Genomic DNA, 22457 nt, shown 5'->3' with positions numbered 1-22457 from the left:
GCCACACGCCGCCCATGGCGGACAGCCGCCCGCCGTGATCTACTTCACCAGCATCGAAACCGATCAGCAGGTGCAGGCAGTAGCTTAAGTCACGCCGAAATCTGTCCAGGGATCGGGGGGTAGCTCACCGGGCGACCGGGGCGAATGTCGGCGTCGACAATCGGACGCCTGAGCAGATCGCGGCGCTGGTTACCCTCATCCGTGACATTCTCAAGCGGCACCCGGGCGCCAAGGTAGTCGGCCATCGCGATCTCGCCGCTACGCAGTGCCCAGGCTTCGACGTGGCTCGCTGGTGGGCAGCCGTCCAGCACAAGCCACGTCCTGCGCCGACGCCCGTCCCGCCGACGGCTCCCGTCACCACGCCCGGCGTGTCCGAAGACCGCATCCACATCGTGGAGAAGGGCGACACCTGGTGGGGCATCGCTGAAGAGCATGGCCTGTCGGTGCCTGAGCTGCTGGCCCTGAACGACGCGGCCGTCGGCGACATCTTGGACATCGGAGACCGCATCAATGTCGCGCCTGATCCTGACCCTGTGCCTGGCGCTGCTGTTCCAGACGGGCAGGGCGGCGGCGGCACCCTTGCAAGCCTTATCGCGGCTCTGCTCCGCGCTTTTCGGAGGACGTAGGAAATGATGGGACCAGCAATTCGGATTGCGCTGCGCTACGGCGTGGGCGGCATGCTCGGGCTCGCGGTTGGCGATGCCTTGTCTCGTGACCCGGACGTCGTCAACGTGGCCACGGTCGCCGCCTCGGTGGTTGGCGGCTATGTCATCGAGCGGGTCTATGTCTTCGCGAAAAAGCGCGGATGGGCAACCTGATGGAACCGCTCACAATCCTCGTGGTTTTCGGCGTCGTCGTCTTCGTGGCGATCGCGCTCTTCCGCTGGATCAAGGCCCGGAGCCGGCCCGACCCATTCGACAACTTCGACTGGTGGAGAGGCCCGCTATGATCGGCCTCTTCGACGGCATCAAGATCGGGCTTGGCGGCCTCATAAGCGCGCTTCTCATGTTCGGCGCGTCGGCGCTCATCCTTCAGCCTCAAGCGTATGAGCGAGGCCGAGAGGCTGAAAGAGCCGCCGCATTGGAACGGTCCATGGACCTAATAAGGGAAAGGAACGCGACGGATGAAGAGATTGGTCGCTTGTCGGATGCTGAGCTTTGCTCTGCTCTTGGTGGCCTATGGGTGCCAGAGCGATCCATCTGTGAATGACGGGGCAGGCTTCAGCGCTTTGACGCCTTCCCCAGCTACTCGATCATTCATCATCACGAACGATCGACCGTTTGCCGAGCAGGTGGCCAGCCACAACGCCACCTGCCGGTCTCTACCAGCCTGCAGCCAGTAGACGGGGGCGTCGTGCGCGGGGCAGAAAAGAGATGGAAGATGATCCTCCTACACGTCCAGCGAAGCTTGAAGGACTCGGTCTATGCCCGGGGCACCGAATGGCTCCTGGCAATCGCACTTATGATGTGGGGCCCGATCCTCTGGAATAATCCGGAGCTGTTCGCGCTCCCGCAATACAGCCAGTTCGAATCGCTCATGAGCCAAGAGACATGGGCATGGACTTGCTTCCTGCTGGGCGCCGGCCGGATCGGCGTCCTGCTTTGGAATGGCGCCTACCGGAGAACCCCACATATGCGGGTGCTCCTTTCATTGGTCAGCATGATCTTCTGGTATCAGATATCCATCTCGTTTTGGATGTCGAACATGATCACGGCCACGTCACCGTCCACATGGCTCGCGGCCTGGCCTGTCTTCTGCATGTTCGAATTCATCAACATTGGCAGAGCTGCGAGGGACGCAAAGATTGCTGACGAGGCTGCTTAGACATGGATGCTACCGAGCCCTGGACTGCCATCGGTGCGGTCATCGCAGGCGTGCTGATCGCCACATTCACTTACTTCAAGACGAACGGGAGGAAGCAGACCGATCCGCATGAGGCCACTGCGGGTCTCTTCATCGATCGAGAGACGATGCGGAGGATTTCAGAGAACCTGGAGCGTATCGCCGATGCGGCTGAGCTGCTGGCCGACAAGAAGCAGGATCACATGAGCGAGACGATCGACAAGATCCTGCAGCAGATGGAGAAGGAGGAGGCTCGGAAGCCGACACGCCGCCCGCCTTAGCGTCTACCGATCAGTCGAGAAAATAAACAAGCCCGTCGTCTCTCCGGAGGCGGCGGGCATTTTTGCGTTCTGGGCGCCCCCGGCCGCTCGGAACTTTGGCCCAGTTTTGGGCGAAAGTGTCTTTTCCGGGCGAACTTCAACAAGTGACCGGAGAGAAGGCGCGGCACGGCGCCCTTTCACTCACAGTGATAGTTTCTGCTTTCCTCAATCATGGCATCGTAGATATTGCGCTGGGACTTTACGTAAGTTCCGAGGGACGCCGATTTCACGAGAATGAGATCGCCATGATCATCGCAAAGACGTCTGCTCGACTCCTGCCACTCATCAGCATCGTACCAGATCACATAGGCCACATACCGATCGTTGGAGAGCGTCGCATCGGTCACCGCGGCGTATCGGACGTTGTATCCGCGCTCTACGGCATCCTCGAGCGATGGATTTGCTAGGGCGGGGGTGGGAAGAAGGAGGAGGAGGAGGAAAGTGAGGAGTTTTTTCATTCTCCCCCATATCTTTTTCTAAAGCTGGCGTCGACCTCGCTCGCCCTGGGGCTTAAACCTCCGCCCGGTATCTATAATCCGGCCCATCGATCCTAGACCCCGCTTTATGTAGCCGCGGTGGTCCTTCGCGGACTGCCGGGGCGTTTGTCGCGTTCGACAGCCAGCCCGGTAGCTGTGCAAAGATAATGGAACTATCGGAGGTCCATGGCGAGCTGCAGGCTCGGCAGCGAATATAGTAACTGCCGCACGAGGGGCGAAAACTACCTCTTTTTAAGATTTTTCAACGAACTAGCGCAAATAGTCTCTCTAGGCTCTCAGTTCTTTGAGCCCCGATTACTCAGCACAGACGAATAGTAATTGCAAATGGGCGCGGTTGAGGTCAGAATTCATGTCTAAACGGGGATGGTGACGCCGCAGCACCCTTGCAGCTGCTTTGGGGAGTTCAATCGACATGGCTCAGTTATGGTATTACGAGATCACTCATGTCGCGTTGCTTCAGGACAGGCCCCCAGATTGGTCGAACATCAACATGGCCGCGCCACGCCTTACTATTGGAAATTACGAGACAGCTGTCTCCAAATATCAGGTGCAGGCAGGCTTCTGGCAGAATGGACAACGGGAATCTTCTTTCGATTATTCAGAATTCGCGCTCGGTCGAGTTACAACATCGCGCCCATCCGACTACGAGACAGCAAAAATCAGCTACGAAAGGGAAAGCCTCGACGGTGGAATGGTGAACGTTACTCGCCAAAAATGGGGAGTGCTCTCGGTACCGGACTTCGCTGTTCTACCGGATGAATTTCGTATCGATGTTCCTGATCATCTTATGGAAACAACGATCGAAGAGCTCAAATCCTACGCCGATACGAGAGGGTTTGCCGTCTTGCGGCTGGCGCTTGAGAGAAGCGAGCAAATTCTCGCAGCACAGTCCCTTCATGAACTCATAGCAGGCCATTTGGATCAGCAGTTCACTCTGCTTGATATGGCTCTGAATGGTGAGATTTCAGCACAGGAGCTGATGGAGGCCAGTGATCTCGTCGCCCAAGAATTCTTAGATGATCTTGTTGAAGAGGGCGACCTGCCAGAGAGCACCGCCGATCTTATAGACCTTGCCTTTCGAGTTCACGAATATACCGGATTTGGCTTTTCAGGGCCGGACGGACAGGTCGAGACAGATGAACTGCGGACCATCGTCCCCGATGGCTTTTCAGGTGTGATGTATGTTGGCGACGGTAAAGACGAGACTTTGCTTGGCAGTCGGCAGGCAGATCAGATCGCTATGGGTGCAGGTAACGACATTGCTTATGGCAGGCAAGGCGATGACTATATCGACGGCGGCGCCGGTGACGATGTCCTTATCGGAGGGCAGGGGTTCAACTACCTGGTGGGCGGAGAAGGTTCTGACACTGCTGTCTATGCAGGCAGTCTGAGCGACTACTTCCTCAATACCATTTCCGGAAGGACTTACGTCGTTTCGCGGACACCTGGCAGCAATTATGCGAATGATACGCTGGATCAGATTGATCGCTTCTGGTTTAGCGACGGCATCGTTTTTGAAAACGACTCCACTCCGCTCGTAAGCAGCCTGTATTACTTCTCAAGAAACCCGGACGTTTGGCAGGCAGACTCGGGCCAGAGCTCGCCTGATTTTCACTTTGCAAATTGGGGATGGCGCGAAGGACGAGATCCGAATGCGCTCTTTAGCACCACCGGCTATCTGGGAGCCAATGATGATGTCGCACGAGCTGGCGTGAACCCATTGGTACATTACGAGCTTCATGGTTGGCGTGAGGGTCGCGACCCTTCGAGTGAATTCGATACGCAACTTTATCTGCTTCGCAACCCCGACGTTGCGAGCGCCGGTATCAATCCGTTGAGCCATTATCTGTCTGCCGGTGCTGCTGAAGGTCGCCCAATCTATGAAGCGATCGGCAAGCGCATCGAAGAAGATGGTTTTGACCGTGAGTTCTACCTGCTCGCCAATCCTGATGTCGCAGCGGCAGATATCGATGCTCGTGAACACTTTGAAAATTTTGGATGGAAAGAGGGCAGAGATCCGAACGCGCTTTTTGACACCGAGTTCTATCTGTTCTTCAATCCAGACGTCGCCGCAGCAAAAATCAATCCATTTGCTCACTTCGACGAATTTGGATGGGAAGAGGGCAGGAACACCTATGACGGGTTTTCCTCCCGCGGCTATCTCGAGGCATACTCAGACGTCGCAGATGCCGATTTGAATCCTCTTTATCACTACCTGCAATACGGTGTGTGGGAGGGCCGTCACACCTTTTCCGACGAATGGATCATCGCTTAGTCAGGGTAAATGATCGAACCTGGTTGCCGACGTCTTTTGGCCCCCGCTGTTGGAAGTGTGACTGTGGTCGTCTTTGCGCTCACCCTGGGCCACAATCTGCAAAGCATCATCCGGTAATGGCCGTTGCAGCGCACTCGCCTCAGCCCAATCCGCCCGCAGCCAGATATTTGCTTCTTCTGCCGTCGTCAGAATGACAGGCATGGCTTTGGGGTGAACTGCGCCGACGACCTCGTTCGGCTCGCAGGTGAGGAAGCCATAAAGGTCGGCATTGATCTCGCCTTCCTTGATCTTCCTGGTGCTCGTCCAGTTCGTCCAGATCCCCGCGAACATCATAAGCGGCCGGCTCTCATCTGCAGCAAACCAGACTGGCACCTTCTTGCCGTCGATCGTGTCGTATTCCGAGAAGCTGGTAAACGGCACGAGGCAGCGGTTGGCCGGCCCGAGCCAGCGCCGCCAATGCGGGCTTTTCACATTGCGGATGTTCGTCACGCCGCTGTCGACCTTCTTGCCCTTCAGCACGAACTGCGGCGACGGCATCCCCCAGCGGGCCGTGACAAGTTCACGCTCGCCGTCAGCTCCATTGCGGACGATCGGCGCTGGATAGTCGGGGAAGATGCCGGGCAGGGGCGGGAGGTTGCCCGTCTGGTCGCGCATGGCACGGGCAAGCTCGATAATCGCGGCCTGGCCCTTGGTGAGTGAGTAGAGGTTGCACATGGCGACCAGGATGCCTTGCTTCAGTCGGTTTTGGGAGTGGGCTTCAGCGAAGTCAGCGCGCGAAGCGTAAAGAACGTCACGATCGAAATGACAAGCGCGATGTCATAGGTGCCGAGGCCGACCGCAACTCCGATCGCCCCAGTGGCCCACAGGCTGGCAGCTGTTGCTGTTCCCCTCACCGACGACTTTACGACCAAGATTGCGCCGCCTCCGATGAACCCGATGCCGGTGATGATGCCCTCGACGACCCGAGCCGTTGCTTCAGGGCTGCCTTGCGTGATGGTCTCAGCGGCCTGAAGGAATCCACAGGCGGCGATGGCAACGAGAGGGAACGTGCGCAGTCCAGCGCTGCGCTCCGTCTTCTCTCGATCCCATCCGATCGGCAGCGCCAGGATGTAGGCTATGCCCAATGCCAATAGGTGGGGAGTACGTTGAACTCTTCACCCGTAGCGACGATTTCAGCCCAGACTGCGTCCATAACCCCATCCCAATTTCTCTGACCGTGCATGATCGCACATGGCGGGCAGAACTCGAATGCCGGGCGCTTGGTTCATCATCAATCGGCCGAATTTTTAATCATCTTGCAGCCTAATCGTTTGATGGCTCGCCGAACAACGAAACCGCCCCGGTCTGTGGGACTTGACGCCGATCCTGGCTTTGTCGCGCGCAGCAAGCCGCGGCGCTCGCGAGATCCGCTTCAACCTCAATTACCGTTTGACCCGTTTCCGGAACGGATCGAGCCGTGCCTCGCATTGCTGGCCGGATCCCCTCCCGAGGGACCCGGCTGGGTTTTTGAGGTAAAATGGGATGGCTACCGTCTTGCGCTACACCGCAACGGCGACCAAGTCAGTGTCTTCACGCGCGGCGGCCACGATTGGAGCCACCGCTTTCCTGCGCTTGTTGCCGCGGTACAGGCTATCGAAGTCAATTCGATCGTGCTCGACGGCGAGGCCGTGGTTCTGGACGAGCACGGGAGGTCGGACTTCAATGCCCTCCAGCGTTCGCTGGGCGGCCGTGGCGGCAAGCGCGTCGCGGGTGGCGAGGTTATCTTCTACGCCTTTGACCTGCTTTATTTCGACGGACACGACCTTACCCAGATGTCTCTGGAGGAGCGACGTCACCGACTCAAAAGCATCTTGGGTGATGGGAGCGAAGCGATTCGGCTTTCTGAAGAGGTGGAGGCTGATGGCGCTGCGTTTCTCCAGGTCGCGTGTCAAATGGGCTTGGAGGGCATCATCGCCAAGCAGCGCGATCGACCGTATCGATCAGGCCGCAAAGGCGACTGGCTCAAAATCAAATGCGTCCAGCGCGAGACCTTCCTCGTGGTCGGTTATGAACCGTCAACAAAGGTTCGTGGCGCGATCGCTAATCTGCTGCTGGCCGCGCTCAAAGATGGGCAACCGGTTTATGTCGGTTCAGTCGGCACGGGCTTCTCCTACGAGCAGGCCGTGTCGTTCAAGGAGCTTCTCGATTCGATGAAGGTAGCCTCTCCGAGCATCTCACTGAAGCGGAAAGGCGCGGTCTTCGTCCCGCCGAAGCTGGCTGCTGAGATTGAGTTCCGCGCATGGACCGGCGACGGGAAGCTACGGCATGCCTCATTCAAAGGGCTGCGCGATCCGGAAGATCATATCGAGGTGTTCAGCCTCGATGACGTCGCGAAAGCCTGAAGTTCAGCTTAGCAGCCAGTAAAGGCCAGCAATGCTCATTGCGATCGACGCGAAAGCATACACCGCAGCTTTCTTCGTCGACATGCCGCCGTTGTCGTTGGTGGCAACATATTCCAGATCCGCGAAACGTGATCTCATCGGCGCTGTCACCACCGCGCCTGGCCGGGTCATATGTCATCTTCACAGTGCGGACCTTCAGAGCACTGAATCGCCGATCCGGGTTAGCCATGTCGCCGCTCAGTGTCTGTCTGACTCCTGATACACTAAAAGCGATACCGGGTAAGACGCCATAGCCACATCGTTCGGCAGTTATGCGTCGAAAATGCACAAGTCGCTGACTATATTAACCCTGATGTTGAAAGCGGCACCTTTATCGGAACTGTGCCGTGTACCATCGGTTCTGGTCGCAACTGGGACCAGAGGACGGCCCTCACGATATGGTGGCACTTAGCTGGAAAACCTTCCGAGGGCTGTATCGAGCTACGCTAATGGGCGTCGCTGCTGTGACTTGCACTGCTCTTCTCGGTATGACGATGGCTTCAAGCTTAACGCCAGTCTCGGACCAGGATCGCCACGGCATCCTCCTCACGATGTTGCGTGTGCTCATCGACTGCTGCCGCCACCACCTTCATTTGCCGTGACACTCAGCTGAGTAAAATAGCCTGAGGACAGCTCCGCCGTCCCGAATATTTAGAACACTGCTCGATGATGCTATCCGTGCGGCCGCGCTCAATTAGCTGTCGTCTTAACCTGCATCAAGCCCGGTGGTCCTTCGTGGATCGCCGGGGCATTTTGCGTTCAGCGCTTTTGGTCCTGTTCCTGAATCCAGCGTTCCAGCAACTCTTCGGGCGTGGGCTCTTCTTTCGCCTTGCGTAGTGCGGGCTGTGAAAACTCCATTACCTTGTCGGGGTAGAGCCTGACGGTGAGCCCAGTCTCGGCAGCGGCTCGCGCTGCATCCATGATTTCGGTACGCGTAAAAGTTCGGGCCTTACTCATCGCTACCAGCTGGAAAGCCAGACCCATCCGCCGAAGAAGCTGACCATCATTAGCACGACGACCGCTTTTTCGTTGCGAGATAGAAAGCCACCGCCGTACTGCGGTTCCTTTTCATAGCCGCTCAATGCTCGGTCCTCCCGCCCATCTCTTCCCATACCTCATCGATTGCGCCGGCAGTTTTCTCGTTTTCCAGCGCGGCCCAACGTCTGCTCTGTGCGAGCGAAAGCACGGCTTCTTCAGCCTCGGCGGCCTCCCAGCCTGCGGACGTGGCTTCAGAAACGAACTGATCGATGAGGCTGTTGAATTGCTCCTGCAAAGCTTCCTCGCAGGATAGAAGCCTATCAGGATGCTCTTTAGGGCTGGTCGGGCTTTTGATCATCGTCACCATCCGGCACAAAGCACGCCCAAAAGGGCAGACGGTTATGTTGCCCTGTTCTCCGCAGGTGGGCAATCCAGGGGCGGGACTCAGGCGTCACCGATGCGCAGCGGAATCTATTACACGACGTGCAGCGGGTCAGCTTTGCTAGGTCTCCCATCGTCAGATGGCCGGGTAAGTGGCTCAAGCTCGAAACGGTGATGCTGCCGCTATGGACACAAAGTGCGCACGTTAGATCGAGATTAATTCTCAGCTCCCGAAGCTCGCTGAGATAGACCGGTTGCGGTTCTCTCCACTTTCTGCGCCCCATTATCTGCTCCTTAATTATAGGAACATGATCCTTTTCGATGGCAGAAGATAGGACTTTAATCTGTTGTGGATGTGGGGGATCGGCACGTTTACCTCTGAAGGTAACGGCTTGGCTCGGTGGAAGGCAAAAAAAAGGCCCCGAATTGGGGCCTTTCGGTTAGCTTAGCAACAAGCGACTAATCGTTCCGACGTTGTATACTCATGCTCTAGGGGTTGGCCTGGCGCAGGCTGAGAAACAACGTCACGGATCGTCGCGTCGCTTAGCCACTTCTTCATACGAGCTTCGTAAGTCGCTGATGCGTTACGGATCGCATGTATTTGCTCATCACGATTTAACGGTGCGGTCATTTTACTCACCTTTCAAAAGGCGTTCTACAACTCAACCTCTATAGGCTGAATCTGTTCCGCTGGATGGCGCCTTTCCATCATCCAAATATGATGGCCACTCCATGGGTCAGCTCGACCTGAACGATAACCCTGTTGCGCAAACACTCGCGCAATTTCGTCAAACTTCCGTAAAGCTTTCGCCGGCAGTCCGCTTGAGTGGGTCATCATGCTTACAACGCTTGGCTTAGCTTCGTCAATTATCTGACTGACTGATGCGCATATCACCGCACGTATTAGAGACCGTTCGTCGTTTGACGAAATTACCGGTCTAGTCGCCAACCCATCGCGCTTGTCCTCTACATGGGAGCCATCGGTGCTGGCTTCAATCAGTGCGAACGACAAGTCGTATTTTGTGTCGGTATATGCGGCCATGGGCGCGATAGCCACAAACGTCGAATAAACCAGTCCAGTTTGATCATCATAGCCAACCGGAGCCCTGACGATAAATTCGCCGTTGCCTTTGATCATCGCCAAATGCAGGGCCAAGCCTGGAGATATCGTACAAACAAATGCCATATTTCCCCCACCATCGCAGTTGGTGTTACCACACAACCCCGCGTTGCCAATAGGGGCAGTGACTGCACTGTACTGCTAGATGACGCGTGATGGGGCGAGCTGGTTCTGCGCCACAGGATCCCCAAGCGTTATCGAGTGGTCAACCTTCGGTGGCGCTGGGACTTATCAGCCGAACGCCTGGCCCTCCGCCGTTTTGCGGGATCAGAACGACGCCTCGTTCCTTAAGCGCTGCCTCGATTGCAGCCAGATTGTTCACGCTTGGGGTTCGGCGTCCCTTTTCGAAATCTCTGACTGTCGACTCCCCGAGGTTCGCTGCTGTTGCAAGATCTCGCTGTGAGATGTCGAGCAAAGCCCGGCCTGCTCTGGATTGTTCAGGGGTGATCATGTGCGCCTCGTTCAAGTCATCGAATAGCGTTTATCATAAACGATAAGCGTTGACATCCGGTTAATGTAACGGTAATCGTTCAGTAACAACGAAAAACGTTGAAATGGAGATAGCACATGCACACTCGTACTGATGACTTCGATTCCGTCGTTGCTGAGTTTCGCCGCACTGTCGCTGCACATCGCGCCACCGCTGACGCAGAGGACGCGGCGTTGACAGAGGTCAACAGCCTCATTGGTGAGCCGTGGACGCAAACCACAAGTGACCATTGGCACGCCCTGGGCCAGAGGACCAAGTTACGAACTGTTGAGCATGCCCACGAGGTTTTCGGCCCTCAGATCGAGGGGCAGCGGCGCATTCTCGCAAACATGCCGGAAGGCTGTGATGCCTTGATGGGCGGACACTCTGCGCAACTTGCTCGCCTTGAAAGGGTGCGCGATGAGGTGATTGCGTATCTTAATCAGCACGAACAGGTTCGACGCGCCAGCGGGTTGTATGAGGCGCGTGAAGCTTACACTGCGGCGGGCAATGCGGCGTTTGAAGCTCGGCGGGCTCTGCTCGCGTTCCAGTGCTCGACCATTGAACAAGTTGGGATCAAGGCTCGCGCTATCGCGGAGGCTATCGCGTCCGACGATATTTGCCCGCTGGACGAGGACGAGGCTGGTTTGCTGCTCTCGTCCATGACGGGCGCAACCTTGGCAGTGGAGGCATGAGCATGAACCGGATTTCAAGAAGGACGTTCCTGTCCACAACCGGCGCTGCCGGCGTTGCTCTAGCTGCTGCGGGCGATGCCCCCGCTGTTGAATCGGTTACGGAAGACGCAGAGCTGCTGCGCCTGTACGAAGCGCACTTGCCGATGATGGACGAGCTGCGGGCGGCTGATGCCCAATTGCAGGCCGCACAAGATGTGTTCGACGCCATCGGGCCTAAGCTGCCGGATGCCTTGATCTGGAAGTCGGGGCCGGGCAAGGGACTGGCCAATTGGAAATTGGCGCTGTCGGGGTTGCCGGAAGAGCCGAGGCGCTGGATTTATAGCAGTGATGAGATTGCGCGGTTTCATTCGCGCTATTTCGGAAGCGATGACCCGCACCACGTCCAGATGCGCAAACTTCATGACTTGGCTGAGGTGTACGAGCGGGAATGGCACGATGCCCGCGAGCGGTCTGGCGCGCCGGCTGCTGCTGAACGCCGGGCGCTTGTCGTGGGTGCGATCCGCACGGCTGCGGCGGATGTGTCGCAGATCACGCCCAAAACCCGCGATGGGCTGCTTATGAAAGCCTCGATACTGAGCGCTATGGCAGTGTGTGGTGAACGCGAGGCGATGTGGCTTCGTGGGTACGTGTCCAATCTTCCGGGCGATATCGTCGCGATCTTGGCCGGCTCCAGGCCTGCGAACGCCTGAGCACAAACGCTTCTGCTGTTACCCAGAACGTTACCCAGAACCGGACAGAGACGAGGCTGATAAGGCGATTTTAGGTGTAAGGGTTTGAAAAGATTGGTGCCGCTTAGGTGACTCGAACACCTGACCCCATCATTACGAATGATGTGCTCTACCAACTGAGCTAAAGCGGCCCGGTGGCTACCCCGAATAGGGCTGCCACGAAAGGTGCCCGCAGATACCGCGATTGGGCGGGCATTTCAAGCGGGCAAAGGCAAATTCCGATCGGTACCCGATCAGGCGCAGATACGCTCTTTTGCGGCGCGGTACTCGCGTTCGAGACGGTCGACGAATTGGCCGACGGGAGCCACTTCCTTCACGGCGCCGATGCCCTGGCCTGCGCCCCAGATGTCGCGCCATGCCTTGGCGCCGGTTGCAGCGCCATCGAAATCCATCTTGGAGGCATCGGCTTGCGGCAGATTGTCGGGATCCATGCCGGCCTTGGCGATCGAAGGCTTCAGGTAGTTGCCGGGGATGCCGGTAAAGAAGTTCGAATAGACGATGTCCTTGGCGGTGCTTTCGACGATCATGTCCTTATAGGCGTCGATGGCGCGGGCTTCTGGCGTCGCGATGAAGGGCGTGCCGATATAGGCCATGTCGGCGCCCATGGCCTGCGCGGCGAGAACGGCATCGCCGGTCGCGATCGAGCCGGACAGCAGGAGCGGACCATCGAACCATTCGCGGATTTCCTGGACGAGCGCGAAGGGCGAGAGCGGCCCAGCGTGACCACCGGCGCCGGCTGCGACCGCGATCAGGCCATCGGCACCCTTCTTGATCGCCGAATGGGCGTGGCGGTTGTTGATGACATCGTGCAGCACGATACCGCCATAGGAATGGATCGCATCATTGACTTCCGGCACGGCGCCAAGCGACGAAATGACGATAGGCACCTTGTATTTCACGCACATCCGCAGATCGTGTTCCAACCGCTGGTTGGAGCGGTGGACGATCTGGTTGACAGCAAAGGGAGCGGCGGGATGGTCCGGGTTTGCTGCGTCATGGGCAGCAAGCGTTTCGGTGATTTCGGCCAGCCACTCGTCGAGTTGCGCCTCTGGACGGGCATTGAGGGCCGGAAACGAGCCGACGACACCGGCCTTGCACTGGGCAATGACCAGAGGCGGGTGCGAGATGATGAACAGCGGGGCTGCAACGACGGGAAGGCGGAGCCGATCCTTGAGAATGGACGGGAGAGCCATGGAGCATCACCTCGAGAGCGTTTTGATTGACACTTACGTAAACTGCACTTCGGCTCTCCTATGCCATTCGACGCGTTTTCCGTCCAGCCCATCCCGTTTCGCTCGACGACCTGTCGATTGCTCTGTGCTCTTGCCGTCAGTGGTTAACGCCTTGCTTGCGCGGCGCGAATTCAGCTTGTACCGGTGAGTTCGACGCAAGATGAACTCAATTTTCGCCCAATGCTCTTGGGCCCAGGTGCCGATGCGCGCCTGCCCGATCGAAAGGCCCGGTAGTGCAAGGTCTCGAAACCGCTATCCGCAATGCCCTGGCGCGTGCTGGCAATCCCGATGCCGAGACGCGCCAGCGCGTCTACGCGTCGGCGCGCCAGGCCGTTCAGAACTCGTTTGCAAAGCAGAGCGACGTTGCGCCGGAGGTGATCAACCAGCAGCGCATCGAGGCCGAAAACGTCATCGCCAGGGTCGAAACGGAATTTGCGGAACGTGACCGCGTCAATGCAATGGCGCCGGTGCCCACGGTCGACGTCGTCCAACACCAGGCGCCGTCTGCTGCCGGTCGCGCAACCGAAACCAGCGCCCCGCAGGTCATGCTGGATGACGCGTTCAGGCGCAGACCCGATGCCGAGCCACCGATCGTGTCGGTCGATGGCGGCGAACGAATGAGGCATGACGTTCGCGTCGACGATCGGGCGCCGGTGATCGATCGATTGGATAGCTTTTCGGTGGACAGCCCGCGCATCAGCACGGACCGGCGTGAACCCGATATCGGTCTTGCGACTGACCCGGTTGAGACATCATCTTCCGCAACGGCGGATCTAGACGCATCGCCTGCCGTTGCAGGGGATGTTCGGCCCGGTCGGGGCAAGAGAGGCTTCTTGCGCCGCGGCGGCGGCAAGCCGAAAGTCGAGACAGTCGCCGAAGCGCCGCGCCGAAAGAAGAAGCGTCGTGGCGGCGCACTTGTCGGGTTGGCTCTGCAACTCGGGGCCGTGCTCCTGCTAATCGCTGGAGCGCTGTGGTTCATTGCCGCGAATGGCGGAATCGAGCAGGTGGGCAGAAACCTCGCCGATTCCGGCGCCGGCCTTTTGGCTGAGCCGAACGGCGACGTTGCCAGCGTGTCCGGCCAACGCGTGGGCGCCGGCCAGTTCACGGGTGAATGGATCACCGTGGTCGAAACCGACACGGCAGACAACGTCACGGCCGGATCAGCCGCGACGATCGACGCGGTCGAAGAAGCCAGCGAGCCGTTTCTCAGGATTCAGTCGGTCAGTGCTGGCGAAGATGGCGAAGTGCGCATTGCCCTTCAGGGCGAAGCGGCAGAGGCTCTGGCGGCAGGTCCGGCAACCGTGGCTCTGACGGTGCGGTCGGCCGGCGAAGGCGTGACCCAGATTTATGTGCGGTGCAGCTTCCCGGCGGAAGCCGGATGCGGGCGTCGTCGCTTCGAGGTAAACCAGACGCCTGCTGATCTCTTGCTCGATATCGACATCGGTGCCGCCGGCGGTTCAGTGTCCGGTGGCATGGTGATGCTCAATGCCGATGTCGCTGGCGAAGGCGGCGGCATCGATCTCTTGAGCGTCCGGCTTCGGCCGGGGGCATGACGACGCCTCGGATTTGACGACCAGTTCTGAAATGAAAGCTCTTCAGGCCCGAACGGCTAGTTCCGGTCCGCCGATGATGGCCTGCTCTTCGACCCCGATGGCGTTCGTGTCCTTGCCCTCATAGGGCAGGCCCAAGAGCACATGGCGAATGAGATTGAGGCGCGCGCGGCGCTTGTCGTCGGCATGCACCGCGACCCACGGAGCCAGATCGGTGTGGGTGCTGGCGAACATCTGGTCGCGCCTGGTGGTATAGTCGTCCCAGCGCAGAATGCTCGCTATGTCCATCGGTGACAGCTTCCACGCCTTCAAGACGGTGTGGCGACGTTCGTGGAACCGCTCCAACTGCGTGGCGCGACCGATGTCCAGCCAGAACTTGAAGACATAGATTCCGCTCTTGACCAGCATACGCTCGAAATCTGGTGTCTCCGCCAGGAAGTGCGCATGTTCGTCTGGTGTGCAAAAGCCCATGACGGGCTCGACGCCGGCGCGGTTGTACCAGGACCGATCGAACATCACGAATTCGCCGGCTGACGGCAGATGCTCGACATAGCGCTGATAGTACCACTGGCCGCGCTCACGCTCGGTCGGCTTCGGAAGCGCCACGATGCGCGCATTGCGCGGGTTCATGTATTCCCGCGTCGCGGCGATCGCGCCACCCTTGCCGGCGGCATCGCGGCCTTCGAACAGTATGACGACGCGATGGCCGCTCTCCTGCTGCCACGCCTGCACCTTGATGAGTTCCACCTGGAGCGTTTCCAGATCACGTGCGTACTCAGACTTGCCGAGCTTCTTCGGCTGACCGGCGGCATCCTGCTTCCGCAGATCGTTGACCCAGTCTGGCAGAATGGGGTCATCGATGTCGAACCGTCGTTTTGCCCCGCCGATCTCGACCTCTACTGCTCGCTCTTCCGGCTCATCTGTCATAAATGTCTCGCATGGGGGCGTCATGGTTGCGGGATGATTCCGGCTTGGCCGGGTCTCGCGGTGGATTTGGGCCACAGGGGCGCGGCGAATTCAAGCTGCTCTTCTGATGAACGTGCAAGCGGAGGATGAACGAGCCATGTCGGAGGGCGGTCTACCGATGAACGACACGCCGGAACGTGGCCCGGTGCGCCTCGCGTCGATGCGGCTCAAAGATGCGCGATACATCCTGATCGCCGGAGCTCTCGCCATCGCGGTGTTCACGGCAGGCGGTGCGATCGGATGGCTGCCGGGTACGCTGCTCTATCTCATCATCGTCTTGGCAGCAGCGTTTCCGCGGCGATCCCGTTCAATGCGGCTTGCGGGCCGGCAAAAGGCTCCGGTGATGGATTGGCGGCAGGCGATCGCCCTCCCGCTGCAGGCCATGGACGAGCCGGCCTATCTGCTGCGGGTCGACGGCACAGTGAAGTTCCAGAACGAGGCTGCGGGGGCGCTGTTCGGCTTTTCCGAGCCGAACACGCATCTCTCAGGCCGCATCCGGTCTCCGGCCATTCTCGGCATGGTGCAGCAGGCGATGGAAGACGACGAGCCCCGCTCCGTCGACCATTCCGAGCGGGTGCCTTCGGAACGCTGGTTTCAGGTGCGGTGTGCGCCGATTTCCGGCGCGCCGGCTCGCGACCACAGCGGCAAGCTCTATCTGCTGACATTCCGCGACATGACCGAGGCACGGCGGATGGACCGCATGCGCAGCGACTTCGTCGCCAATGCAAGCCATGAACTGCGCACACCGCTCGCATCCCTGACGGGCTTCATCGAGACCATCAAGGGACCGGCCAGGAACGATCGCGATGCCCAGGCGCGGTTTCTCGACATCATGTACGAACAAGCGACGCGAATGACCCGGCTCGTCGACGATCTGATGTCGCTGTCGCGGCTTGAGTTGAAGACGCATGTGGCACCGACGGACCGCGTGGATCTCAATCGCCTCGTCGCGCATGTCACCGACAGCATGAAGCCGCTCGCCGCCGATATGAGCGTGACGGTGTCGTTAACCGTCCCAGACGAGCGTGTCGTCATCCAAGGGGATCGCGACGAGCTGATCCAGGTGCTGCAAAACCTCATCGAGAATGCGTGCAAGTACGGTCAAAGCGGCGGGCGGGTCGATGTTGCAGTTGCGATACTGCCCGTTGATGGAGGAGGCTTTGGAACCGCCGAGCTGCGTGTACGAGACTACGGCCCTGGGATCGCGCCAGAGCACGTACCGCGGTTGACGGAGCGCTTTTATCGCGTCGATATAGAGAGCAGCCGGTCCAAGCGCGGCACCGGGCTCGGCCTTGCCATCGTCAAGCATATTCTCACCCGCCACAGGACGAGGCTCGTCGTTCAATCGGCCTTGGGGGAGGGGACGACCTTCATTGTCAGATTTGAACGCCAAAAAGCCACGCCCGACGTCACGCTTCGTTTAATAGACATGGAAAAACAAGAACTTAACGTGTCATAAACCTGTTACGCTCTTGTCATAAAAGGTCTGTCGGCGGGGTGCTAGAACGTCCACGTCCTCAAGGGGCACCCACAGGCGGCCTTCGGGACGCCCATTCAAAGAGCTAATAAGCGGGAGACATCCATGAACGCTCTTAAGATTTCCGTCGCTGCCCTCGTGGCATCCACGGCATTTGCCGGCTACGCCGTAGCACAAACACGCGAGCAGATTTCGATCGTCGGTTCCTCGACGGTTTTCCCGTACACCCAGGCCGTCGTCGAGCAGTTCGGTAACACGACCGACTTTGCTGCTCCGGTTCTGGAGTCCACCGGCACGGGCGGCGGCATGCAGATCTTCTGCGGCGGCGTCGGCGAAGAGTTCCCGGACATCACGGGCGCATCGCGTGCGATGACTGAATCCGAGTACGACCTCTGCATCGAGAACGGCGTCGACAGCATCAGCGAAGTGCAGATCGGCTCTGACGGCCTGTCGATCGCCATCAGCCGCGAAGGTGAAGCTTTCGATCTGACGAAGGCGCAGATTTTCCAGGCGCTTGCCGCCCAGGTTGAAGTCGATGGCGAGATCGTCGACAATCCTTACATGAACTGGTCGGAAATCGATCCGTCGCTCCCGGACGTCGCGATCGAAGCATTCGGTCCTCCCCCGACGTCGGGCACCCGTGACGCTTTTGTCGAGCTCGTCATGCTCGAAGGTTGTGAAGGGTTCGAAGCGATCGCCGCTCTCGAAGAAGACGCGATGGAAGAGACCTGCTCGCGCATGCGTCAGGATGGCCCGTTCGTCGAAGCTGGCGAGAATGACAACCTGATCGTCCAGCGCCTTCAGGGCAACCCGGCAGCTGTAGGCATCTTCGGCTACTCGTTCCTTTACGAGAACCAGGACACGCTTCAGGCCGTTACGATCGAAGGTGTCGAGCCTTCCCCCGAGACCATCGGCGACGGTTCCTACGGCGTTGCTCGCCCGCTGTTCTTCTACGTGAAGAACGCACACCGTGATGCGATTCCCGGCCTGAACGAGTTCGTCACCGAATACGTTTCCGAAGAATCGATGGGTCCGGACGGTTACCTTGTCGAGCGCGGCCTTGTGCCGGCCAACGACGAGCGCCGCGAAGAAGTTCGCACGGCGGCGACCGAAGGCACCCACATGGACCGTTACGCCGACTAATCGGACGGTCAATTTCCAGGGCGTTCGGCATCCTTGTGATGCCGGGCGCCTTTTTCCTAACGATGAGACGCCAGCCGGCTGGGAGTCCTCGCCACCATGACCGTACTGACATTGACCGGGTTGATCCTGCTCGTCAGCGCAATCGGCTTCTTTCTCGGTAAGGCGCGCGCCGTTCAGGCGCAGGCCGGCGGATCGATCGAATTGCACTCTCGTCCGCAATATTCCGGCGCGTTTGTCGCCATGGCGGCACTCCTTCCGGCGATTCTGCTGATGCTTGTCTGGATCGCATTTGACGACGCTATCATTCGATCGCTGGTCGTCGGTTCGCTCCCTCAGGAGGCGCGCAGCGGGGCTGACGCGTCCACGCTCATGCGCGAAGTGTTGCAGGTCCTATCGGGCCGGACGTTTGGCGAGCCTGAGCAATATATGCGGGATGCGGCAGAATACCTGCTGGCGCTTTACGGCATTTTCAACTGGCTCCTTTACGGCGTCGTGCTGGGCGTCGCCGTTCTCTGCGCGGTGCTGGCCTATCGATCGATCGCTCCGGAGTTTCGCGCCCGAAACACGGTTGAGCGGATCACGATCAACTTGATGATTGCTGCTTCGGTCGTAGCGGTTATGACAACGGCGGGCATCTTTTTCTCTCTTCTCTTCGAGAGCCTGCGCTTCTTTTCGCTCGTTCCGATCCACGAATTTCTCTTCGGCTTGAGTTGGGAGCCGCAAATTCCGATCCGTGCCGATCAGATCGCTGGCGCCGGTGCCTTTGGAGCCGTGCCGGTTTTCTGGGGCACGATCCTCATCTCGGCGATTGCGATGCTGGTCGCCATACCGATCGGCTTGATGTCGGCGATCTATATGGCTGAGTTCGCATCGCCCAATGTTCGGTCCACGATCAAACCGGTATTGGAAATACTGGCTGGCATCCCGACGATCGTTTACGGATTTTTCGCGATCCTGACAGTCGCGCCGATGGTTCGGAATGCCGGGCAGTCGATCGGTCTCGACGTCGCCTCAAACTCTGCCTTAGCGGCCGGTGGCGTCATGGGCATCATGATCATTCCGTTCATTTCATCGTTTGCCGACGATGCCATTACCGCGGTCCCGCGGTCGTTGAGGGATGCTTCTCTCGCCATGGGAGCGACCCGCGCGGAGACAGTCACCAAGGTCCTGCTGCCAGCCGCGTTGCCGGGCATTGTGGGTGGCGTTTTGCTCGCTGTTAGCCGCGCGATCGGGGAAACGATGATCGTGGTCATGGCGGCGGGCCTCATTGCACGGCTCACGCTCAATCCGCTGGAAGGGGTGACGACCATTACGGTTCAGATCGTCACCTTGTTGATCGGCGATACGTCCTTTGACAATCCCAAGACGCTCGCAGCCTTTGGGCTCGGCATGGTCCTCTTCCTGACCACGCTCTGTCTCAATGTCATCGCACTGTCGTTCGTCAAAAAGTATCAGGAACGCTATGACTGATCTCGCACCACGCGCCGCCACCGGCCTACCGGAAGATCGCAGCAAGGAACTTGCGGCTAGATTGCGCAGGCGTCATGCCAAAGGCGGCCGTCTCAAATTCTACGGCATCGCTGCGATTGTCATCGCGGTTGGCGTGCTCGGCATGCTTCTTTGGACGATGGTCAGCAATGGCTACCAGGCGTTCTCGCAGACCCATGTCTCGCTCGAGGTCACCATTCCGGAAGATGTGGACCCAGCCAACATTCGGGCGACCAATTTTCGGGAGGTCGTGAGCGAAGGCTGGCTTTCTTCGTTTGATGGCCTGGCCGAAGACGACGAGCGATTGGCATTGAGCATCCTGTCGAGCGGTGCGGAATTGGTCGTGCGGGACCGCGTCTTGATGGACCCGACGCTGGCCGGCCAAACGATCATGCTCGCCGTGCCAGCCTCCGACAATTTCGATCAGTTGGAAAAGGGCGAGATCTCCGAAGCGACGCCGGAGCAGTTTCGCCGGATCAACGATCGGCAGATCGAGCTCTTCAACGATCTGCGGCTGGAGGGGCGTGTTTCCACGCCATTCAACGCTGCGCTTTTCACGCAGGCGGATAGCCGCTTTCCGGAGCTTGCCGGCTTGAAGGGCGCCCTTTGGGGGTCCTTCTATGCCTTGCTCGTGTGCTTCCTTCTGAGCTTTCCCCTCGGGATTGCAGCGGCTGTTTATCTCGAGGAATTCGCGCCTAAAAATCGATGGACCGACCTGATCGAGGTGAACATCAACAATCTGGCGGCGGTTCCCTCAATCGTTTTCGGTCTTCTGGGTCTCGCCCTTTTCATCCAGTTTTTCGGGTTTCCGCGATCTGTGCCGCTCGTCGGCGGCATGGTGCTTGCGTTGATGACCCTGCCGACGATCATCATCGCTACGCGCGCCGCGTTAAAGGCCGTTCCACCGTCGATCCGTCAGGCGGCACTTGGAGTCGGGGCGTCGCGCCTTCAGGTGGTCACACATCACGTGCTACCCTTGGCAATGCCCGGCATTCTCACGGGAACGATCATCGGCATGGCGCAGGCACTCGGCGAGACCGCCCCCCTGCTGCTTATCGGGATGAACGCTTTCATCACCGCTGCGCCGGATGGCATGTTGAGCCCTTCCACGGCTCTGCCGACGCAAATTTACATCTGGGCCGATAGCCCAGAGCGCGGCTTCACGGCGCGTACATCAGCGGGCATTCTTGTGCTGCTCGGCTTCATGGTCTTCATGAACGGCATCGCGATCTACCTGCGCAAACGTCTCGAAACACGGTGGTAAGTCACATGGTCAATATCATCAGCGAAGCACATGCGACAGCGGGCAACGGGCCAGTCGCCACGGGCGCAATGCACGACGTAAAGGCGCAGGTCGAGCGCAAGCCGGTCAAGATCCACGCTGAGAACGTCAAGGTCTTTTACGATCAGGCACAGGCGATCAAGGATGTGTCGGTCGACATTGGCGAGCGTGAAGTCACCGCATTCATCGGGCCTTCCGGTTGCGGTAAATCAACCTTCCTGCGCTGCCTCAACCGCATGAATGATGTGATCGATGGGTGCCGTGTCGAAGGCACCATTCTGATCGACGGAAACGATATCTATGCAAAGTCGGTCGACCCGGTAATTCTGCGGTCTCGGATCGGCATGGTGTTTCAAAAACCCAATCCGTTTCCGAAGTCCATCTACGACAACGTTGCCTATGGCCCGAAAATCCATGGCCGCACGCGCAACAAGGACGAGCTTGACCGGGTGGTCGAGCAGAGCCTGCGTCGCGCCGGTCTATGGGAAGAAGTCAAGGATCGCCTTCATCAGCCAGGCACTGGCCTTTCGGGCGGGCAACAGCAGCGCCTTTGCATCGCGCGTGCCATCGCTGTCGATCCGGAAGTGATCCTGATGGACGAGCCATGCTCCGCGCTCGACCCGATCGCGACTGCCAGGGTCGAGGAACTCATCGACGAGCTGCGCGAGAACTATACGATCGTCATCGTGACGCACTCGATGCAGCAAGCGGCGCGTGTGTCGCAGCGCACAGCGTTCTTCCATCTCGGTGTTCTCGTCGAGGAGGGGCAAACGCACGACATATTCAGCAACCCACACGACAAGCGCACCCAGGATTACATCACGGGCCGGTTCGGCTGACCAACTGGCACTGGCCACGGAGAGAACTATGAGCGATCCGCATATCGTCTCGTCCTTCGACGAGGAACTGAAATATCTGATGCGCCGGGTCTCGGAGATGGGTGGCATCGCGGAACGCATGGTGGGCGATGCCGTGGCCGCGCTCATCAATTCCGACGCGGGCAACGCTCAACGGATCATTGCCGAGGACATCATTCTCGACGACGCCGAACGCGACATCAACGAGCGTGCCATCATGGTCATCGCGAAGCGCCAGCCGATGGCGCACGATCTGCGCGAAGTCATGGGCTCGATCCGTATCGCGGCTGATCTGGAACGCGTTGGTGACATGGGCAAGAACATCGCCAAGCGCGTCGTCGCCGTTCAAGGCACTGGCCAGCCGAAGCAGTTGGTCAGGGGGCTCGAGCACCTGTCCGAACTGGCACTGACGCAGCTGAAGGAAGTGCTCGATGCATACTCGACGCGCTCGGCTGTGGCGGCAAATCAGGTGCGCCAGCGCGACGATGAAATCGATGCGATGTACACGTCGCTGTTTCGTGAGTTGCTGACCTACATGATGGAAGATCCGCGCAACATCTCGGCCTGCACGCATCTCCTGTTCTGCGCCAAGAACATCGAACGTATCGGCGACCATGCGACGAACATCGCCGAGACGATCTACTACATGGCGACGGGCGACAGGCTGCTCGGCGAACGCCCGCGCGGCGACAAGACTGCGACAGTGATGGCCAACGGCCACTGACGGAGACGACACA

At 59.0% G+C, this 22457-nt stretch carries 26 protein-coding genes and 1 tRNA gene; 16 read left to right on the top strand and 11 right to left on the bottom strand.

Annotated elements, in window-relative coordinates; translation table 11 throughout:
* Positions 1–281: 281 nt before the first annotated feature.
* The 5 genes from GC125_RS19845 (at position 282) to GC125_RS19830 (ending at position 2123) form a co-directional block, all read left to right on the top strand.
* The gene (locus GC125_RS19845; protein ID WP_199864661.1) at positions 282–626 is read left to right on the top strand and encodes a LysM peptidoglycan-binding domain-containing protein; all 345 of its coding nucleotides are present in this window, start codon (positions 282–284) and stop codon (positions 624–626) included.
* A 3-nt stretch (positions 627–629) separates the two neighbouring features.
* Positions 630–818, top strand: a complete 189-nt coding sequence (locus GC125_RS19840) for a hypothetical protein (RefSeq protein ID WP_151987402.1) — start codon at positions 630–632, stop codon at positions 816–818.
* Positions 818–949 carry a hypothetical protein gene (locus GC125_RS20320; protein ID WP_286165589.1) on the top strand — a complete coding sequence of 44 codons (132 nt, stop codon included), beginning with the start codon at positions 818–820 and terminating at the stop codon, positions 947–949. The genes GC125_RS19840 and GC125_RS20320 overlap by 1 nt, the downstream gene beginning before the upstream one ends.
* 404 nt (positions 950–1353) lie before the next feature.
* The gene (locus tag GC125_RS19835; RefSeq protein ID WP_151987400.1) at positions 1354–1824 is read left to right on the top strand and encodes a hypothetical protein; all 471 of its coding nucleotides are present in this window, start codon (positions 1354–1356) and stop codon (positions 1822–1824) included.
* Between the two features lie 2 nt (positions 1825–1826).
* Positions 1827–2123, top strand: a complete 297-nt coding sequence (locus tag GC125_RS19830) for a hypothetical protein (RefSeq protein WP_151987398.1) — start codon at positions 1827–1829, stop codon at positions 2121–2123.
* Between the two features lie 176 nt (positions 2124–2299).
* On the opposite strand, the gene GC125_RS19825 is transcribed toward GC125_RS19830, so the two are convergent.
* Positions 2300–2620 carry a hypothetical protein gene (locus GC125_RS19825; RefSeq protein ID WP_151987396.1) on the bottom strand — a complete coding sequence of 107 codons (321 nt, stop codon included), beginning with the start codon at positions 2618–2620 and terminating at the stop codon, positions 2300–2302.
* A gap of 451 nt (positions 2621–3071) precedes the next feature.
* Here GC125_RS19825 and GC125_RS19820 point away from each other — a divergent pair, with 451 nt between their 5' ends.
* Positions 3072–4934: a calcium-binding protein gene (locus GC125_RS19820; protein ID WP_151987394.1), complete on the top strand. Its 1863-nt coding sequence runs from the start codon at positions 3072–3074 to the stop codon at positions 4932–4934.
* Here the strand turns inward: GC125_RS19820 and GC125_RS19815 are convergent, their stop codons facing one another.
* Together GC125_RS19815 and GC125_RS19810 are read right to left on the bottom strand one after the other, a co-directional pair.
* Positions 4935–5648, bottom strand: a complete 714-nt coding sequence (locus GC125_RS19815) for an SOS response-associated peptidase (protein WP_151987392.1) — start codon at positions 5646–5648, stop codon at positions 4935–4937. It lies immediately after the preceding gene.
* 20 nt (positions 5649–5668) lie between these two features.
* On the bottom strand, positions 5669–6064 hold the full coding sequence (locus GC125_RS19810) for an MgtC/SapB family protein (RefSeq protein ID WP_151987390.1): 396 nt from the start codon (positions 6062–6064) through the stop codon (positions 5669–5671).
* A 183-nt stretch (positions 6065–6247) separates the two neighbouring features.
* Between GC125_RS19810 and ligD the strand changes: the two genes are divergently transcribed.
* On the top strand, positions 6248–7315 hold the full coding sequence (ligD, locus tag GC125_RS19805; RefSeq protein ID WP_151988114.1) for a non-homologous end-joining DNA ligase: 1068 nt from the start codon (positions 6248–6250) through the stop codon (positions 7313–7315).
* Positions 7316–7318: 3 nt separating this feature from the next.
* Here ligD and GC125_RS20115 read toward each other — a convergent pair whose 3' ends face one another.
* The 5 genes from GC125_RS20115 to GC125_RS19790 all read right to left on the bottom strand — a co-directional run bounded on the left by GC125_RS20115 (position 7319) and on the right by GC125_RS19790 (position 10284).
* Positions 7319–7486 (bottom strand): hypothetical protein, encoded by a 168-nt coding sequence (locus GC125_RS20115; RefSeq protein WP_199864660.1) that lies wholly within the window; start codon positions 7484–7486, stop codon positions 7319–7321.
* 827 nt (positions 7487–8313) lie between these two features.
* Positions 8314–8436 (bottom strand): hypothetical protein, encoded by a 123-nt coding sequence (locus GC125_RS20315; RefSeq protein WP_286165587.1) that lies wholly within the window; start codon positions 8434–8436, stop codon positions 8314–8316.
* A complete protein-coding gene (locus tag GC125_RS19800) occupies positions 8433–8690 on the bottom strand; it encodes a hypothetical protein (RefSeq protein WP_151987388.1) in 258 nt (85 codons plus the stop codon). The genes GC125_RS20315 and GC125_RS19800 overlap by 4 nt, the downstream gene beginning before the upstream one ends.
* A 678-nt stretch (positions 8691–9368) precedes the next feature.
* Positions 9369–9869, bottom strand: a complete 501-nt coding sequence (locus tag GC125_RS19795; RefSeq protein ID WP_151987386.1) for a hypothetical protein — start codon at positions 9867–9869, stop codon at positions 9369–9371.
* Positions 9870–10038: 169 nt separating this feature from the next.
* Positions 10039–10284, bottom strand: a complete 246-nt coding sequence (locus GC125_RS19790) for a helix-turn-helix domain-containing protein (protein WP_199864659.1) — start codon at positions 10282–10284, stop codon at positions 10039–10041.
* A gap of 116 nt (positions 10285–10400) precedes the next feature.
* On the opposite strand from GC125_RS19790, the gene GC125_RS19785 reads away from it, so the two are divergent.
* Positions 10401–10997: a hypothetical protein gene (locus tag GC125_RS19785; RefSeq protein ID WP_151987384.1), complete on the top strand. Its 597-nt coding sequence runs from the start codon at positions 10401–10403 to the stop codon at positions 10995–10997.
* 2 nt (positions 10998–10999) lie between these two features.
* Positions 11000–11686 carry a twin-arginine translocation signal domain-containing protein gene (locus GC125_RS19780; RefSeq protein WP_199864658.1) on the top strand — a complete coding sequence of 229 codons (687 nt, stop codon included), beginning with the start codon at positions 11000–11002 and terminating at the stop codon, positions 11684–11686.
* 94 nt (positions 11687–11780) lie between these two features.
* Here GC125_RS19780 and GC125_RS19775 read toward each other — a convergent pair.
* Positions 11781–11856, bottom strand: a tRNA-Thr gene (locus tag GC125_RS19775).
* Between the two features lie 102 nt (positions 11857–11958).
* Positions 11959–12918, bottom strand: a complete 960-nt coding sequence (locus GC125_RS19770) for an NAD(P)H-dependent flavin oxidoreductase (RefSeq protein WP_151987380.1) — start codon at positions 12916–12918, stop codon at positions 11959–11961.
* Positions 12919–13190: 272 nt separating this feature from the next.
* Between GC125_RS19770 and GC125_RS19765 the strand changes: the two genes are divergently transcribed.
* Positions 13191–14510, top strand: coding sequence for a hypothetical protein (locus tag GC125_RS19765; protein ID WP_151987378.1), 1320 nt, complete (start codon positions 13191–13193; stop codon positions 14508–14510).
* A 42-nt stretch (positions 14511–14552) separates the two neighbouring features.
* Here the strand turns inward: GC125_RS19765 and ppk2 are convergent, their stop codons facing one another.
* Positions 14553–15434 carry a polyphosphate kinase 2 gene (gene ppk2, locus GC125_RS19760; RefSeq protein WP_151987376.1) on the bottom strand — a complete coding sequence of 294 codons (882 nt, stop codon included), beginning with the start codon at positions 15432–15434 and terminating at the stop codon, positions 14553–14555.
* Between the two features lie 136 nt (positions 15435–15570).
* Between ppk2 and phoR the strand changes: the two genes are divergently transcribed.
* The 6 genes from phoR (at position 15571) to phoU (ending at position 22444) form a co-directional block, all read left to right on the top strand.
* Complete coding sequence (phoR, locus tag GC125_RS19755) at positions 15571–16932, top strand: phosphate regulon sensor histidine kinase PhoR (protein WP_286165586.1); 1362 nt, start codon at positions 15571–15573, stop codon at positions 16930–16932.
* Between the two features lie 123 nt (positions 16933–17055).
* On the top strand, positions 17056–18093 hold the full coding sequence (locus GC125_RS19750) for a substrate-binding domain-containing protein (RefSeq protein ID WP_151987374.1): 1038 nt from the start codon (positions 17056–17058) through the stop codon (positions 18091–18093).
* A gap of 96 nt (positions 18094–18189) precedes the next feature.
* A complete protein-coding gene (pstC, locus tag GC125_RS19745) occupies positions 18190–19563 on the top strand; it encodes a phosphate ABC transporter permease subunit PstC (protein WP_151987372.1) in 1374 nt (457 codons plus the stop codon).
* On the top strand, positions 19556–20845 hold the full coding sequence (pstA, locus tag GC125_RS19740; protein ID WP_151987370.1) for a phosphate ABC transporter permease PstA: 1290 nt from the start codon (positions 19556–19558) through the stop codon (positions 20843–20845). The genes pstC and pstA overlap by 8 nt, the downstream gene beginning before the upstream one ends.
* A 68-nt stretch (positions 20846–20913) precedes the next feature.
* On the top strand, positions 20914–21702 hold the full coding sequence (gene pstB, locus GC125_RS19735; RefSeq protein WP_151988108.1) for a phosphate ABC transporter ATP-binding protein PstB: 789 nt from the start codon (positions 20914–20916) through the stop codon (positions 21700–21702).
* Positions 21703–21730: 28 nt separating this feature from the next.
* Positions 21731–22444, top strand: a complete 714-nt coding sequence (phoU, locus tag GC125_RS19730) for a phosphate signaling complex protein PhoU (protein ID WP_151987368.1) — start codon at positions 21731–21733, stop codon at positions 22442–22444.
* The last annotated feature ends 13 nt before the right edge of the window (positions 22445–22457 follow it).

This window comes from Rhizobium sp. EC-SD404 (genome assembly GCF_902498825.1).
Taxonomy (GTDB): Bacteria; Pseudomonadota; Alphaproteobacteria; order Rhizobiales; family Rhizobiaceae; genus Georhizobium.
This window is presented reverse-complemented; position numbering and strand designations above follow the sequence as displayed.